Annotated in this window: 11 protein-coding genes; 2 read left to right on the forward strand and 9 right to left on the reverse strand. The window is 40.5% G+C overall.

The features are described from left to right. Nucleotides 1–55: 55 nt before the first annotated feature. Nucleotides 56–2,452 carry an immune inhibitor A domain-containing protein gene (locus ACH0BF_RS08890; RefSeq protein WP_340855440.1) on the reverse strand — a complete coding sequence of 799 codons (2,397 nt, stop codon included), beginning with the start codon at nucleotides 2,450–2,452 and terminating at the stop codon, nucleotides 56–58. 452 nt (nucleotides 2,453–2,904) lie between these two features. On the opposite strand from ACH0BF_RS08890, the gene guaD reads away from it, so the two are divergent. Further along, entirely contained in the window at nucleotides 2,905–4,269 is a 1,365-nt protein-coding gene (guaD, locus tag ACH0BF_RS08895; protein WP_340855441.1) for a guanine deaminase, read from the forward strand. A 249-nt stretch (nucleotides 4,270–4,518) separates the two neighbouring features. On the opposite strand, the gene ACH0BF_RS08900 is transcribed toward guaD, so the two are convergent. Beyond that, nucleotides 4,519–5,733: a metallophosphoesterase family protein gene (locus ACH0BF_RS08900; protein WP_259455712.1), complete on the reverse strand. Its 1,215-nt coding sequence runs from the start codon at nucleotides 5,731–5,733 to the stop codon at nucleotides 4,519–4,521. Nucleotides 5,734–6,087: 354 nt separating this feature from the next. Here ACH0BF_RS08900 and ACH0BF_RS08905 point away from each other — a divergent pair, with 354 nt between their 5' ends. Beyond that, nucleotides 6,088–6,888, forward strand: coding sequence for a DeoR/GlpR family DNA-binding transcription regulator (locus ACH0BF_RS08905; RefSeq protein WP_340855447.1), 801 nt, complete (start codon nucleotides 6,088–6,090; stop codon nucleotides 6,886–6,888). A gap of 104 nt (nucleotides 6,889–6,992) precedes the next feature. On the opposite strand, the gene pstB is transcribed toward ACH0BF_RS08905, so the two are convergent. The 7 genes from pstB to ACH0BF_RS08940 all read right to left on the reverse strand — a co-directional run bounded on the left by pstB (nucleotide 6,993) and on the right by ACH0BF_RS08940 (nucleotide 15,739). Further along, nucleotides 6,993–7,763, reverse strand: a complete 771-nt coding sequence (gene pstB, locus ACH0BF_RS08910) for a phosphate ABC transporter ATP-binding protein PstB (protein ID WP_340856462.1) — start codon at nucleotides 7,761–7,763, stop codon at nucleotides 6,993–6,995. Between the two features lie 71 nt (nucleotides 7,764–7,834). Next, complete coding sequence (gene pstA / locus ACH0BF_RS08915; protein WP_120036540.1) at nucleotides 7,835–8,659, reverse strand: phosphate ABC transporter permease PstA; 825 nt, start codon at nucleotides 8,657–8,659, stop codon at nucleotides 7,835–7,837. 1 nt (nucleotide 8,660) lies between these two features. After that, nucleotides 8,661–9,575, reverse strand: coding sequence for a phosphate ABC transporter permease subunit PstC (gene pstC, locus ACH0BF_RS08920; RefSeq protein ID WP_340855450.1), 915 nt, complete (start codon nucleotides 9,573–9,575; stop codon nucleotides 8,661–8,663). 61 nt (nucleotides 9,576–9,636) lie between these two features. Beyond that, nucleotides 9,637–10,479, reverse strand: coding sequence for a phosphate ABC transporter substrate-binding protein (locus tag ACH0BF_RS08925; RefSeq protein WP_340855453.1), 843 nt, complete (start codon nucleotides 10,477–10,479; stop codon nucleotides 9,637–9,639). 333 nt (nucleotides 10,480–10,812) lie between these two features. After that, nucleotides 10,813–11,640, reverse strand: coding sequence for a methyl-accepting chemotaxis protein (locus tag ACH0BF_RS08930; protein ID WP_182917104.1), 828 nt, complete (start codon nucleotides 11,638–11,640; stop codon nucleotides 10,813–10,815). Nucleotides 11,641–11,876: 236 nt separating this feature from the next. Continuing rightward, nucleotides 11,877–14,027 (reverse strand): DUF262 domain-containing protein, encoded by a 2,151-nt coding sequence (locus ACH0BF_RS08935; protein ID WP_340855457.1) that lies wholly within the window; start codon nucleotides 14,025–14,027, stop codon nucleotides 11,877–11,879. Next, nucleotides 14,024–15,739, reverse strand: a complete 1,716-nt coding sequence (locus ACH0BF_RS08940) for a DUF262 domain-containing protein (RefSeq protein WP_340855460.1) — start codon at nucleotides 15,737–15,739, stop codon at nucleotides 14,024–14,026. Before ACH0BF_RS08940 ends, ACH0BF_RS08935 begins: the two co-directional genes overlap by 4 nt. Nucleotides 15,740–16,183 lie beyond the last annotated feature (444 nt).

Below are 16,183 nucleotides of genomic sequence, written 5' to 3' on the forward strand. Positions count from 1 at the left end.
CCCAAGACCACTTAAACAGCAAAAACGGGCTGCTATAACGGCAGCCCGCTCTTAGTTATTTGTGAATCCATACGGCCCCTGCCGAGTTGTCTTTTGCTTCGCCGATAACCTGGAATTTCAAGCCGTAGTTTGGCACGTTACGGCCAGCATCTGGAATCATTTGATTGATATACTTTCTGGCATCGTCAAATGTAGGAACACCGTTTAATCCTTTATAATGATAGAATCCCCGTGTTGGAGAATCGATTGTCCAGCCCGGTGCTTTGTCTAGGCTGAAAGCCGCGTCAGCGATTTGATAGCGCGTGCTCTGATTAATGCTCGGTTGTCCGTTTAACGTGCCGACAATGGCCTCCGGGTGGGAATCCACTACGCCGAGAAATCCGTCTCCAGGATGAACACCTGTCCAGTTATCCATGTAGCTGTCATCCCCATACCATACGACGAGCCCGGTATTATAAGCTACTCCCCGAGAGTGCATCAGGGCCTTGTCTGAACCGTTATAATTTCTCCACTCTAAATAATAGTAATTGGCTTTCTGGAATGTTCCGTTGGATACTTCAAAGCCATCAGTTGTGAACTTAGGCGTTCCTTCCGCATCATCCGCAAAAACTACTTTGCCATCAATTGTAAGCGTGGCGTTATCAAGAGCGAAGCCTTCAAGAGACAAACCGCCATCTGTCACATATTCAAAAACAAGCTTTACCTTTTTACCGGCGAATGCGCTCAAATCATAAGACTTGTCCACCCACTGTCCCTTAGAAGATTCAGCTCGGGTATCGCCGTCTGTATCTTCATCGCCAATAGTATCAATGATAACTTCTTGTCCATCATTCGTAACGGCCTTCACATTCAAGAAGTCATAGTCAAATTCAATATCATAATAGGCTTTATAATCAAACACGGCTGTTTTGGCTGCCGTTAAATCAAACTCTGGTGAAGTTAACGTTGTGTGAAGGTCATCTCCCTTTGTGCTGTAATAATACTTTTCACCAAATTGCGGGGCAATGCCTTGGACGGTTTTCTGTGGCAAATTCACTTTTACAATGCCTGGATTTTTGGACTTGGTCACGCTCTGGTCAAGAATAAAAGCCAGGCCGCTTTTGTCTATATCCTTATAATCCACTTCAGTTATATTGGCCCAATTGCCACCCATTACTTTTTGGAAAAATTCTTTATTTTGCGGGGAAAAGCTTGTTGGCTCGGTACCGGCGATTTTTCCGTTCCAGCTACCGCCGCTCATAATCGACCAGGAGGCGATCGGTTCGCCATGCCCTGTATACTGGGTATCATATTCGTCCGGCAACCCTAAATCATGACCGAATTCATGCGCGAATACACCAACAGCTCCGTCTTCAGGCTGGATCGTATAGTCAAATGCAGCCATGTTTCCACCCCAATAATCCACCTTCGCTTGCGAACCTTGAACAGGATAAACTCCATCAAGCGTCCAGCGGTGTGACCAAATCGCGTCGTCACCAAGTTTGCCGCCGCCAGCTTCCTGACCGGTACCTGCATGAATAATCATTAAATGATCAACGAGTCCATCCGGTTCATTTAAGTTTCCATCTCCGTCGAGATCATATTGGTCAAATTGATCATATTCAGATAAATCAATACCCGAAGCGACCGCTGCATTTAAAGCATCTTTCACGAGGTCACGCGGTCCTTTTGGATCCATATTATCATGACCGCCGTTTGGATTATCATCTCCATATTCCTTGGCCGTTCCCGGAAGTGTTAACCAGTCAGATACCGTGCCGTCTACTGTGTAGCTGCCCCCGGACTGCTCCTCGTAAAATTGTTTAAACGTCTTTACTTTATCTCCGTTAAACAAAGTAAATTCCTGATCGCCAAACATTAATTTTTCATAATGCTCTTTATTAAAATCATCCGCAAACATATAACCATCTTCTTGAACGACATTATTATGTTTAAAATCGCTAAACTCAGTTAATAGAACCAACACTTTATCCTGGCGGACGCTCCCATTATAGTTTGCTTGTTTGGCAGGATTTACCTTCACGGCGCCGTTTGGTTTTCCTTTTTTAAAGTTTTCATGGCCTTTATTAAGCTGCTTCGCGAGTTTATCTTTTTGCTTTGTTAAAAAATCCTTCGTTTTTTTGTCAAATTTTTCGTGTTTTTCATCTGTATATTTCTTATGATTGCCAGGCTGTTTTTCCCCTTGCTTTTTCTTGATATATTGCTTTACTGCCTTCTGAGTTTCTGCCGAAGAAGCATTTTTCGCCAGCAGTCCCTGATCTTTTAAACTCTTGGCAATGCGATCTTCGTTAATAATATTTACATCTATGTCTGGAGACTCGATTGCCGCTGCAGAGGCAGCTGAAGGATGAATGTTAGCGCTTACAAAACCTCCCGTAAATATGGCCGACGCTGCAATAGCACTGGCAGCCCAACTTGAAAGCAACGTTGAATTCCGCTTCTTTTTCCCCATGTTTACCCCCTAGTAAGCTATTATTTTGATAGTCGAAACAATTTGATTATATAACTCGTTAATAAATGGTGTAAATATCCAAATGATATTTTGGTAAAAAATGATAAAATATACTTAGCATAGTTGAGAAGAGTTGAACTTTTTCAGGTATTTATACTAGCTAAAATAAAAAGTAAATAGGCTGGATGGCGGTTATTACAAGGAATAGAAGCCCTCTAAAAAATGAAAATCCGTTCCTCTACTTATCAAGTATTTATGACTCTAATGAGCCTTGTTGCTCCTCTTTTTTTCTCTCTCCCCGATAAAAAATTCGTTGGATAATGAGCATTCGTTAAAATGAACAGTCATTGGGAGAAAACAAGGGGTTCCTTCGTTTTCTTCTAGACCTGCTATTTTTTTTCCCTTATAATCACTAGTATGAATCTATAAAAACGAACATTAAGGTGATAATCATGAAAAAATATATGGATATTTTTCAAGGAACAGCTTTTTCCAGTACGTCTCCTAAAGACATTCAAGTTTTAAAAGATTATCTTTTCTGTATTAACAGTGACGGCATGATTGAAAAAATTGTTGCACCGGAAGAGGCGGACTATCAACAGCTGGTGGATGCTTATGAAGGAGAAGATCACTTTCATCATTTAGCTGAAGGGCAGTTTTTCTTGCCGGGTTTTATCGATTTACATGTGCACGCCCCTCAATGGGCTCAAGCAGGAACGGCGCTGGATCTCCCGCTCTATGACTGGTTACATACATACACCTTTCCGCTTGAGGCCAAATTTTCAGATCTGACTTTCGCCGAAAATGTCTATAACGACTTAGTCAGCACTTTGCTTGCGCATGGAACCACGACCGCCCTTTATTTCGCGACTGTGCACAAAGAGGCTAGTGTGCTGCTGGCTGAGATCTGTGCGAAGAAAGGACAACGAGGGCTCGTCGGGAAAGTTGTCATGGACAATCCTGAACAAACGCCGACCTATTATCGTGATGCTGATACGCAAACAGCACTAGCTGATACGGAGGAGTTTATTTTAGCTGTTAAGGAGTTAGCAAAGACCGCTAAGCAAGGAGTTTATCCGGTGGTGACCCCACGCTTTATCCCAAGCTGTACAAATGACACACTAAAAGGTTTAGGGGAATTGACGGCCAAATATGATACACATGTCCAATCACACTGCAGCGAAAGTGACTGGGCGCATGGGTACGTGAAAGACCGATTTGATAAACATGATGCCTTTGCTTTGCATGAGTTTGGTCTGTTGCATGATAAGTCGGTAATGGCCCACTGTAACTTCCTAGATGATCATGATGCAGAATTGTTTGCTGAAACAGGAACGGCCATCGCTCACTGTCCAATATCCAATGCTTACTTTGCCAACAGCGTCATTCCCATCGCTCACTTTCACTCGAAGGACGTTGAGATTGGCTTAGGATCTGATATTTCTGGCGGTTTTTCACCTAGCCTGTTTGATAATGTAAGGCAAGCAATCATCTCATCGCGAATGTTAGAAGATGGTGTGAACCCCGCTCTGCCTGCTGAAGATCGCGGTGTGCCGCAATCACGTATTACGATTAATGAAGCCTTCTATTTAGCAACAGCTGGCGGCGGCGAAAGTTTAAGCTTGCCCATCGGCCGCCTGCAGGAAAACTATGTGTGGGACGTACAAGTCATCGATACGAAAGCGGCAGCTGCCAAACTGCCTATCTTCGACGTGAATGAAGACTTGCATAATGTCTTCCAAAAAATCATGTATCTCGCCCGTCCGGAAAACATCCGTGAAGTCTGGGTTCAGGGGAAAAAGGTTCATTCAAAGTAATCCTGCTTACTCCTTGACATAGTTTAGAAGGCCAATCCAAGTGGATCGGCCTTCTGATCTTTAAACTAAATGTGGAAGTTAGTACAACAGAATATATCCAGGTGCTTTTATTGTACGGGACCCCTCTTATGGGATTAAAAAATAAATCTTCTAACTGACCATGATACAAACCGCTTGGATCTATCCCGAAGCGGCCTATCTAACAAGGGAAGGTGAATCCTCACTTCCCCTTTTGAGCTATTTCTCTATTTATTTGCTTGTTACAGTTTTTGGCTTATCCTTCAATGGCAATGGATCGATACTTTGATCGTTGGCCGTTAAATCAATGCCATAATCTTTTGCAAAAACCATATATGTATCGACGAGAACATTTTCTTTCTTTTCATCTAGATTGAATACTCTGGCCCCGCGCAGTCTATTTCTTTCTGCCCCGGAAAGCCCGTAAGCCCCGAACCCGCAATTGCCTGCATAGCCAAGCATTACCCCATAATAATTCCCTGCATAGGTGTTGATATGATCATGCCCACAGAAGACGCCCTTTACATCCCCGCGGTGCAAAATGGCTGAAAACATGCCACTATTGAATGGTCCTGGACATTCATTTTCGTTTCTTTCCCCTGTGATACTATGTTTTTTCACAGCTAACGCATGCTTTGATTCTGACATTTCCTCTTTGCTGGCAAACCACATATAGCGATGTTCCCATAAAGGAATATGCATGAACATAAGGGATGGAACTTTACGATTCAATCTTTTCTCTAATTTCTTAGACGTTTCATAATACCAGTTCACCTGATCAAAGCGCAACCAGTCCCAATGAGGATAGCCTTCAAAATCCTGCCCGGCGATTTCCTTTGGCGCATATCTTCCACTATCCATTAACCATAAATTAAAGGCAGGTGTCGTTCCTTTAGAATTATTGATAAGCAGATAGGAATTTCCTGTTCCTGTTACACCTTTTTCACTCGGCTGGTTCCTATTGTACGGATACGACATATAGATTTTGAGCATATCCTCCTCATCAAGGCCATTTTTTGGCGTGGCATCTTCATCATGATTTCCGAATGTCACCGCCCACTGAATCTTTCTCTTCTCCATTGGCTGAGCAAGATTATTAATCGCTTGCTTTACTTCCAATGGAGTATCAGGCCCGCTTGCTAACATGTCTCCATTGATCACTACAAAATCAGGCTTTTCAGCATCTAAAACCTTTTCCATTAACTGAATGGTTCTGCGATCAATTCGTTCATCGTCTTGTGGATCATTAAATTGCACAATTTTAAACCTTCCATCAGAATTAAATTTCAATTTGGCTGCTTGATTGTCTTTGGCTAATGCTGTCGCATTGCCGAATAAATCTCCCGGCATCCCAGCAGAGGCAAGGGTTAAGGCAAGGGTACTCATCCCACCAATTTTAATAAAACTTCTTCTGTCTAACCCTTTACTCATCTCTTCATTACTCATTTAGCATACCTCCCCATTCTTTCATCCTGCTTGTCATTGATAGAGTGTTCTGTCCTCTTTTCTCCCTTTAAGCTTAATCTACTAATATTGGTGGATTATGAAGTTAAGCCAAAAAATAAGTAAAGAAAACAAAAGCATCAAAGAAAGCAAACTATTCATGGATCCAATCATGGCACCCTTTCTAAGAATTAGGAACCATCATGTTCATAGTCGAAAAGACAGATAAATCAGCTGATGTCTCTTTTGTTTTACTAAATATTTTTGAAAAATTAACGAAACTGAAAATCTTTCTTTATAATTCGTTTTTACAATTAAGAAAGACTAAGAAAATTGTAGAAGTGTGGGAGAAATAGTATGAATAAGTCTTTACTATCAGAAAGACATAAAATCATTCTGCGAGAACTTGATGTGAAAATAAAAGTCAACGTCATGGATCTAGCTTTAAAATTAAACGTCACACCTGAAACCATTCGGAAAGATTTAAGTGCCCTTGAGGAGAAAAAGAAATTACGCAGAATCCATGGTGGAGCGGTTAAATATGCTGGGATAAGCAATGAGCCTGATTTCAACCATAAAGTTGGCATCGCCCATCATCAGAAGCAACTCATAGGAGAAGTCGCCGCTTCCTTTATTAAGGATGGCGAAACCATTGCTCTTGATGCCGGCTCAACCACCTTACATGTTGCAAACTCGATTAAACACGTAAGAAATGTCACGATTGTAACCAATTCTTTAGCCGCAGCTGTCATCTTAAATAATCGATTAGAAGCTAACACTTTTAACGGGAAAGTCATCATACTTGGAGGAACATCTAATCCACAGCAACGTTCGATCAGCGGCTCCATTACCAATCAGCTGCTAGAATATTTTTATTTTGATAAAGCGTTTATCTCATGTGGAGGAATAAGCCAGGAGGGAATTTGTGATTTCGATGTGGATGAAGCCACTGCCTCTTCCATTATCATTAAGAGATCAAAGCAAATATATGTTGTGGCCGATTCTTCTAAATTTAATCAAAGGGCTTTGTTTCATATTGATTCCTTGTCATCTATCGATGTTGTCATTTCAGATCAAGAAATGCCGACTCAATGGTCAAAAGATGCGAGCACGAAAGAATTAAATTGGATAAAGACTGATGAAAAGGTCGTTTTCTGATTAATTGACTCTTCCTTTTACTATTCAAAAAAATGACTGCCAAGTCCTCATTATCCAGGCACTTGGCAGTCTAAGAATTTCACTATTTATTCTTCCCTCTCTAATTACCCAAAACGGCCGGTGACATAATCTTCCGTTCTCTGATCCTTTGGATGTGAAAAAATATGATTGGTTACATCATATTCAACAATTTCGCCATTTAAGAAGAAAGCGGTTTTGTCGGATACACGCGCTGCCTGCTGCATATTGTGAGTAACGATAACAATTGTATAGTTCTTCTTCAATTGTGCAATCAATTCTTCTACTTTCAGCGTAGAAATCGGATCTAATGCCGAAGTAGGTTCATCCATTAATATCACTTCCGGCTTCATTGCGATGGCACGCGCAATGCAAACACGCTGCTGCTGACCGCCTGATAGTCCGAGAGCTGAGGATTTCAGGCGGTCTTTCACTTCGTCCCAAATGGCCGCACCGCGTAAGCTTTCCTCCACAATCCGATTCAATTCTTTTTTATTTGTTACTCCCTGCGCCCGGGGTCCGTATGCGACATTATCATAAATGCTCATCGGAAATAGGTTGGGCTTTTGGAAGACCATTCCGACCTTTGTGCGGAGCTTAATCACATCGTTAGATTGATATATATTTTCATGATCAATGATAATATCACCGCTAATTTTTACTCCAGCGATCAAATCATTCATTCGGTTTAACGTTCGCAGGAAAGTGGACTTCCCGCAGCCGGAAGGACCGATTAAGGCTGTCACCTTCTTTTCTTCAATATTCATTGACACATTATAGAGTGCCTGTTTTTCTCCATAAAATAAGTTCAAATCTTTTACACTAATTTTCGTTGTTCCCTCTGAATGCTGTTTCATTGGCGGGAACCTTTCCGCCTTTACTTCTGCGTTCCGCTCCATCATTGCTACACTCATATATCACACCTCATTTAATAGTCAGCTTTATTTAATTTCTTTGAGATAAATGTCGCCACAAAGTTGAGAACCACGATCATCACAATTAGTACAATCCCAATGGCCGCTGCCAGTTCAATGTCTCCGGCCTCCTGTGTCACCAAATAGGAGTGGACCGTTAACGTTCTGGCAGATGAGAAAATACTTTCAGGCATGGCTGCTACCGTTCCAGCTGTTAAAAATATGGCAGCCGATTCACCGACAATCCTCCCCATTGAGAGAATAATTCCCGATAAGATCCCTGGCATGGCACTTGGCAAAATCACTTTATATAAAGTTTGCAGCTTCGTTGTCCCTAATGCGAGAGAGCCTTCTCTGTATGACTGCGGTACCGTCTTTAAGGCTTCTTCTGTCGTTCGGATGATGACCGGCAATACAATAATAGTCAGAGTCAGCGAGGCCGCTATGATCGACATGCCTAATTTCAACGTAGTGACAAAGAATACGGCTCCGAATAATCCATAGATGATAGAAGGAATCCCTGTTAAGCTTTCTGTAGCAAAACGAATGACATTTACTAATCGGCCTTGTTTAGCGTATTCTTGCAGATACACGGCCGCCAAAATCCCGATTGGTGTTGCAATTACTAATGAAATAATAATGGTATACATAGTTGTCACAATCATCGGCCAAATACCGCCACCGCCCGTTGGTGAATAATCACCAAAGATGAACTCAAAGTTAATTAGCCTAACCCCTTTGTAAAAGATGAACCCTACAATGACCACAAGGACGGCAACAGTCAAGATGGCTGAGAACCAGAGAAGCCCATGCAGCAAGTTATCTTTCCACCTTTTCATTTTACTTACCACCCTTTGCACTGATTTTTGCTAATACGAAGTTTAACAACAAGATAAAGGAGAATAAAATAATACCAGTCGCAAACAGCATCTCTTGATGAACGCCGGATGCATAGCCCATTTCTAACGCAATGTTTGTCGTCAACGGGCGGACACTATCTGTTAAGCTTGCAGGGACGATTAGACTGTTCCCCGCGACCAATATAACAGCCATTGTTTCTCCAATGGCTCTCCCTAATCCCAATACAATGGCTGCCATAATTCCTGATTTGGCTGCTGGTACAACTACTTTAAAAATCGTTCCAATTTTTGAAGCGCCAAGAGCCAAGGACCCCTCACGGTATGTTTTTGGAACGGCGCGAATGGCTATTTCAGCTACCGTTACAATCGTTGGCAGCATCATGATAGCTAACACAAGAATGACAGCCAATAAGCTTTGCCCTTTGACTAACCCCAGGTTGTTCTGCAGCAAAGGAACGATAATAGCCAATCCGAATACACCATATAAAACAGACGGGATCCCTGCCAGCAACTGTACAGCCGGCGAAATAATTTTTGCTACGTTTTTAGGGGCAATCTCTGATAGAAAAATCGCTGTAAACAGACCGACCGGCACACCAATCATTAAAGCGCCAATGGTCGCATAGATTGATGCCACAATCATTGGAAATATGCCGAATTTATCTTCACTTGGTACCCAATCTACTCCAAAAATGAAATCTATAAAGCTATAACCTTCTTTTATAAATGGATAGGAGCCTTTATAAAATACGAATCCAATGATTAGCAATAAACTGACGACTGATAGAAGGGCACAAAACAAGAAAATTCTAGATGAAACCTTCTCCATCACATATTTATTTTTATTTGATTTACCGTTATCTATGATTGGTTTTTCCATAAGCGGGCTTGTCATGCTACATTCCTCCCAGATCACTTTTAGATTTCCACGATGTTAGATATAAAATCTATAAACGTTAATTTACTGGTATAGCCCCTGTTTCGGAAACAATAGCTTGTCCCTCTGAACTTAAAATATAATCAACGAATTGTTGTCCTGCATCCGTCAGCTGATCTTCCTTATGGACAAATAAGAAGGGGCGTGACAGACTATATTTCTGTTGAAGGACATTTTCCGCCGTCGCTTCCACTCCATTAATCTTTAGAGAGGAAACAGAGTCATCCATATATTCAAAAGAAATAAATCCTATTGCATGCTCATTTGTCGCAACAGTCGTTTTAATATTGCCGTTGCCGCTTGCAATAATGGCACTTCTCACTAATTCGCCTGAAGTGTAGCCGACAATTTCTTGGAAGGCATCACGTGAGCCCGAACCGTCTTCACGAGAAACGACTACTATTTCCTTGTCCTCTCCTCCAACTTCCTTCCAGTTCGTAATCTCTCCAGTAAAAATTTGCTTTACTTGCTCCGTCGTAAGATTATTAACTTTGTTGCTAGGATGGGCGACGACGACGATTCCATCATAAGCAATGACTACCTCTTTCAGCCCGCTAGCTTTTTCTTCCAGTTTCAAATCACGTGAAGACATGCCGATCTCTGACACACCGTTGATTGCATTTGTGATACCCGCAGAAGATCCTATTTGATTAATCTCTATATTGACATCGTTCTTCTCTTCATATTTAAACGCTAACTTTTCGGCTAATGGTCCTACAGACGTAGACCCCGAGATAGAGATTGTAGCTTTCCCTTCATTTGCCGACGCTATTTCATCGTCTTTCTGTATTCCACACGCTGATAAAACGGCAACTAAGGCTAGCATTACTAATCTATTCGTTGCTTTTTTTATAAGCCTCATGTTTTTACCCCCAAGATGATTTATTGGCAAGTTAATTTTGTTGAATGTTGATTCTTTGTTAAGAATAACGTCTTTTTGTTAATTTCCATTGAACTCTTTGTAAAGGTTTTGTAAATATGTTCAGAAAATTAAGGGCTTTATACAAACAATTTCCAAACCGTTGATTTTTGCCTGTTTTCTTACGGCTATTCAAAAAAAGGAACGGCTTAACTTAGTTAAGCCGTTCCTTTTTTTGAATATTTTTGTTGTATATTCTTTACTTTCCAATCATTTGACTTCCTCAATATGGATTAGAAGGTAATCATAGGAATCCAAGCATTCGCTGTAATGCTTTTAATTTTGCTTCAACAAGCCGCTTATAAAACTATCAAGAGTTTGGCCTAATTCGTTCAGTTCTTCTGTAACCTGAGTAAACGTTTCCGTATTGGAGCTTAATTCAGTCGATGACTTCTCAATATCCCTAATACTTTGCGTTACGGCTGTGATCTGTTCCCTCATATTTTCTAAGAAGGTACCAATTTTCTTGGAGGCTTCTCCTGTGTTACTGGACAGTTTTCTTATTTCCGTTGCCACCACAGAAAACGTCTTGCCATATTCTCCTGCCCTTGCCGCTTCAATGGAGGCATTTAGACCGAGCAAGTTGGACTGCTGGGCCACATTGTCTATAAAAGAAATCACATCATTCATTTCTTCCGCGTGCTGCATCGTATTCTCTGAAGAGGCAGAAATTTCTTCAATTGTAGCTGAGAGCTCCTCTGCATGGGCGGTAATGTTTTGGGTTCTTTCTCCAATGGCATTTGATATTCCATTTAGATTGGCAATAATGTCTCTGAGGGCATACTCTTTCTTCAAACTAATGCCAAAGCCTAATGATCCAATAAAATTTCTATTTTCATCAAATAAAGGATAGCCAATCCCTTTAAAAGGCGCCCCATATTCAGGAGGAGTTAAGATTTCTACTCTTCTCAACTTCTCTCTTACTTGGCCAAATAAATCGTGATCGAAGAAAGGCTGTCCACTTACGATTCCCGGATCTAAAAACTTGCCCGGCGTCGCGTAAAGGTATTTCTCTGTATCCGTAACCGCCACGATAAAATCTTCGTCCTTAAGCAGCTGTGTGAGTATTGGTGCCACAGACAAAGCTTGTTCTAAGCTATTCATTTCCCATTCTCCTTTGTTACTGTAAATGTATGCATATAAATGTACTGTTCTTTTATCGGCCAAAACATTTAGCATTTGACCGATTTTTGTAAATTTTTAATGACAATCACTCAGAACACAATGAAAGCTATTTCGTGCGGAACGGTTGCCCTTGAAAAGATGTAAAGGGGGAGCCTTCTCCACTTTAATGCCGAAAAAAGTAAAATGCCTCATGCAACTACATGAGGCTCCCTTATCTATACCTTCAATGTATTTAGTTCCTTTTCAAGCTCCGACACAACATCCTCTAGAGATTCACTTTCCCACTCTTGATCCGTATCATTTCTCCAAATAAACTTGCCGTTTTCAAAGGAGATGTTCCAGCCCAATTTTGGGATATTTACATACTTTTCACCATCGCGTCCTAAAGAATGATAATAATCAGATTTAATATTTTTTTCTTCTAACGCCGCATGCAGTGCATAGCTGTAATATTCTTGGCAATATCCATTCGTTGCACTGCTTTCTAATAGAAGAATCTCATTTTCATCGTTATAACGAATAAATCTTTTCGAACCGCATGTTTCATTCAAAATCATTGGATAGTTTATGAAATAACGACGCCAATCTTCTACATCGGAATTTTCTATGATACTCTGTAAACTTGCCTCGATATTATGTATATCTACTACATCGAACAAGTCTTTCAAATAACATACATTCTCCTCTCGCAACAGTCGTTTCCAACTAATATCACGATCAAACCCTTCTGTTAAGAAACTATAGTTGCGTCCCTTCTTCAATGTGTAATCACCGAATGTTAATAGCGCACGTGTGAATAAATTCTTATCAACATTTAGTTTTTCTGATCCAAAAATAGCAACCGCACGCTCATAGTAAAATATAAATTGTTTTTGAGCCGTTGCATGCGTTCCCTCACTCCATTCAGCAATTTCTGCTGCGGATGTTACCCCTGCAAATCCGAGTAAAAAGCCGATGTCTCCCTTAAAATAAGGATAATCCTCTGCTTTTTTGAGTAACGGTCCCCAATCGGCATGCGATAATAGCAATTGGGCCTTTTTTCTCTCCTGTTCAAGTTGCGCTCCATAAAATCCTTGAAGCTTCGTTGCAGGCCTTGCTAAATACGTATAGAAGTCATCGATATGTGACGCAAGCTGCTGGATGGCACGCGCCGAGTTTATGTAATCCGTAACAGAATTATAAAGTGTACTTTCCGTCACATTACGTATAAATCTCATCCAGGTGCTGAGAGTTTCCTTATCAACATCTGACACTTGCGACGCATATACCGTAAACGCAAATAACCGCAGACGATCCGCATAGGTAATTTCACTAGACATTGAACGACGCACTAATTGTTCGCCATCTATAACAGCCATTGGAATATGATCTTGTTCCCTGCGAATGAATGCATCCACTGTTGCTTCTAATCTATATAACCAATCTGTGTCATCCAACTGTGCCTTCACAATCTCTTCAAAGCTCACTGCATGTTCTTGGCTGACAAGCATTGATACCCGCTCATTATTTTCTTTGTGTAAGGCCAATTGATTTGTAATAACAACTTGAATAAACTGTAAATATGCCTGATTATAAAGTTTCTTTTGGCTTTCCCAGAAGAAATCAGCCCATTGATTATCCATTTTCAACAGAAGTTGTTTCGAAAAATGAGTGGTAATTTTGTCTTGGCTCACTAGTTGCTCCATGTATGCCTGCAGCTTCGCCTTGAAGTTTTCAAAAGGTGTTAGCGGCTTTCCTCTTGCATTCATTTTAATATAAAGCGTATCTTCTAAATGGAATGTATCCAAGTCGATAAATTTAAACTGAATAGGGCAATCATTCGTCAATGTGTCATACAGCTTGTTCTCATACAACTTATGAATAGCATCAAGCACGACAAGCATCGCCTTCACAGTCGGATCCTGATTCCATATTAAGAAGAAATCTGGTACATTTTGAATTTCCCTGCTAATGGTCGCTTTATCAAAATCAATACCTTCTAGTTGCACAAGCATACGACAAAAAGCTTTGCTGCTACTGCGAGTTTCATACGAAAACTTTGCTAAAATGCCACGAGCTTCATCCATTCTTCCTTCACGCATCGCACTATACCAATGCAGAAGGTACAGTGTTGTTAAACGCTGCTGACCGTCTAAAGGGGCAAACACCCCTTGTGCATTTACCGTACCGTAAATGAAATCCAGCTCAATCGTTTCCTTCGTCTCAAGGCTCTTGAATAATACCTTCAAAAAGCTGTCACGTACCTGCTCGACATCTTTTGTTTGTCGCCCCTGCGCATAGTCTCGCTGGATGATTGGAATCTCAATGCGGTTAATGTGCTCTTCTTGAATGAGCTTCCAAAATGCATATGTCTTTGCTTTACTCATATATACGCACTCTCCTTCACGCTTGGTATCACGGTACTAAGCGCCGTAACCATTGCATTGATATAATGCTCCCGGTCTTTCTTCCCCCAGTAATTCATTTGTGTCACGTCAGGGTTGTAGTATTTTAAGAAGACATTTCTCGTGCATGCCGGAATATAAACACCTGTTTTATCACGTTCAATTAAGATTTGGCGTTTTTTAGGGAAAATGGCGTTTTTATAAGAACGGTTCGTTGTGGCATCAAGTAGTGTTAAATTTGAAATGTTATTCGTCTCATCATCCCCAAATTCATCTACTATGCGCTCAAATAACCCTTCGAATTGCTCTTGGTCATAGGCAGCTAAAAAAGAGTTGATAGCCAGGCGAAGCTCTTCATCCTTCACATATGGAAGTGCTTCGTTCAGAAATTGAGACTGCGCTTCCGTACTATGTGGCTTCTTCGATTTTACTGCATGAATGTGCTCAATATCCCATTTTTCTTTTTTGTAACGTTCAAAATCAAAGCGCTGATTCGATAACACGTCATTTTGCAATGTCAAAATATTAAATAACAGCAGCACATGGCGTACCTGCTTGCTATCCTCATACATTAATCCAACAATATCAACATCCTCGAAGGAGCTGCGAATCATTTCTTTTAAAATCTCCACAAAGGCATCTTTCTTCATGTTATTAGACTTCTGAATGATGCTCTCCATTGATACACTTGTCGCAAGCAAATAACCAATGTAATGATAGAGCTCTCTATTTTGATACCACTCCGTCACTTTCATGTAAAGCTGTTGAACCTCTAACCAAATCGACTCAATAATAGCATGCTTTGATTTATCCGCTTCTGATTGATTCTTCATCCATTCATTGAACACATGGAAGGTATAATAAGGGATATTCTTTTCGACTCCCATCTTATAATCACTGGCTATAAGATCAAATAGCCACTCAATCCGGTTCTGATAATCCGAATCCGTATCGTTTTGTAAGAAATACCATAGCTCATCATTTTGCAAAGCATATTCCATACGATCCCATTCATTAGAAATTTCAATTTGCTTTAAGCGTACAATATCTTCATCGCCTTCATTCTGACTTAAATGGTTTTTGCTTAAGAACAATGCCTTGATCAACTCCGCATTGGTTAATGGAATCCTTCCAATATTGATACGTGAGAAAATATCAATTGCATCATATGAATCATCCACTTCATACCACATGACTTTGACCTGCTCACGCAACCGCTGTGCTATAAACATAACAGCCTGGGGCTTATGCTCTGCAAACCATTCCTGAATCATCTCATAGGCTTCATACATGTGGTAAAAATCAATGTTATCATCCTTCATATTCTCACCGGCAGCTATATCCCTCAAGAAATCTGAACTCTTTGGGCGTGTCTCATAATCAATCGAAAAATAGTGATCTACTAAAAAAGGAATTTGCTTCTTTATGTATTGCAACAAAATTAAAATTGTCGTTAAACGTTGCTGTCCATCAATGACTTCCCAAGTTTCTTCATTCTTTTTCACAATAATTGGCTGAAGCCAGTACACCTCATCTTTTGCCGGATCCTGCTCATGAAACTCCCATAAATCATCCAACAGCTCTCTAACCTGTAACTTAGACCAACGATATCCTCTCTGATATGAAGGAATATAAAACTTTTCTTCTGACTCCATCAAATCTTGAATTGCTTTAGCTTGCAGAACTGTCTCCAAGTCCCCCACCTCGATTACCCTGTTTATTGGAATTATATGAATTCATCATACATGGATTTCAAAAAACATCCAGATAAATAGTAAAATTAATTCAATATTTTTTTACTATCTAATCAAACCTATCCAACCTTCTGTTTTTTCGCCGACCGCTTTTCAACAACCTTTTGATTCAGCCTCTTTAATAAAGAAGCCTGATTTGTAGCAGATAACGAGCAGCCCATCGGCTGGATTTTCTTCCCCTGGCAGCTTAAATGAATGGTTCTTTTGTGAAGGCTCCTGGCTTAAAAACTTCAATATAGAACATACACGAGAAAAAAATAAACCGTATCCTATAAAAACACTCTCTTTGCAATTAGCTAAGCACTTTCTCTTTATAAGTTTTCCTATACCCCACTTATTCCGCCCTTCTATTTTCATGGTATTATAAATCTATAATCATCCACT

This window comes from Pseudobacillus sp. 179-B 2D1 NHS, assembly GCF_045370945.1.
In the GTDB taxonomy this organism is placed as follows: domain Bacteria; phylum Bacillota; class Bacilli; order Bacillales; family Domibacillaceae; genus Pseudobacillus.

Excerpts from the sequence above, each read along its gene's own strand:
- pstB (WP_340856462.1), bottom strand. The coding sequence starts at position 7,763 with ATGAAACAGCATTCAGAGGGAACAACGAAAATTAGTGTAAAAGATTTG.
- ACH0BF_RS08925 (WP_340855453.1), bottom strand. The coding sequence starts at position 10,479 with ATGAGGCTTATAAAAAAAGCAACGAATAGATTAGTAATGCTAGCCTTA.
- ACH0BF_RS08905 (WP_340855447.1), top strand. The coding sequence starts at position 6,088 with ATGAATAAGTCTTTACTATCAGAAAGACATAAAATCATTCTGCGAGAA.
- ACH0BF_RS08900 (WP_259455712.1), bottom strand. The coding sequence starts at position 5,733 with ATGAGTAATGAAGAGATGAGTAAAGGGTTAGACAGAAGAAGTTTTATT.
- ACH0BF_RS08890 (WP_340855440.1), bottom strand. The coding sequence starts at position 2,452 with ATGGGGAAAAAGAAGCGGAATTCAACGTTGCTTTCAAGTTGGGCTGCC.
- pstC (WP_340855450.1), bottom strand. The coding sequence starts at position 9,575 with ATGACAAGCCCGCTTATGGAAAAACCAATCATAGATAACGGTAAATCA.
- ACH0BF_RS08930 (WP_182917104.1), bottom strand. The coding sequence starts at position 11,640 with ATGAATAGCTTAGAACAAGCTTTGTCTGTGGCACCAATACTCACACAG.
- ACH0BF_RS08935 (WP_340855457.1), bottom strand. The coding sequence starts at position 14,027 with ATGAGTAAAGCAAAGACATATGCATTTTGGAAGCTCATTCAAGAAGAG.
- guaD (WP_340855441.1), top strand. The coding sequence starts at position 2,905 with ATGAAAAAATATATGGATATTTTTCAAGGAACAGCTTTTTCCAGTACG.
- pstA (WP_120036540.1), bottom strand. The coding sequence starts at position 8,659 with ATGAAAAGGTGGAAAGATAACTTGCTGCATGGGCTTCTCTGGTTCTCA.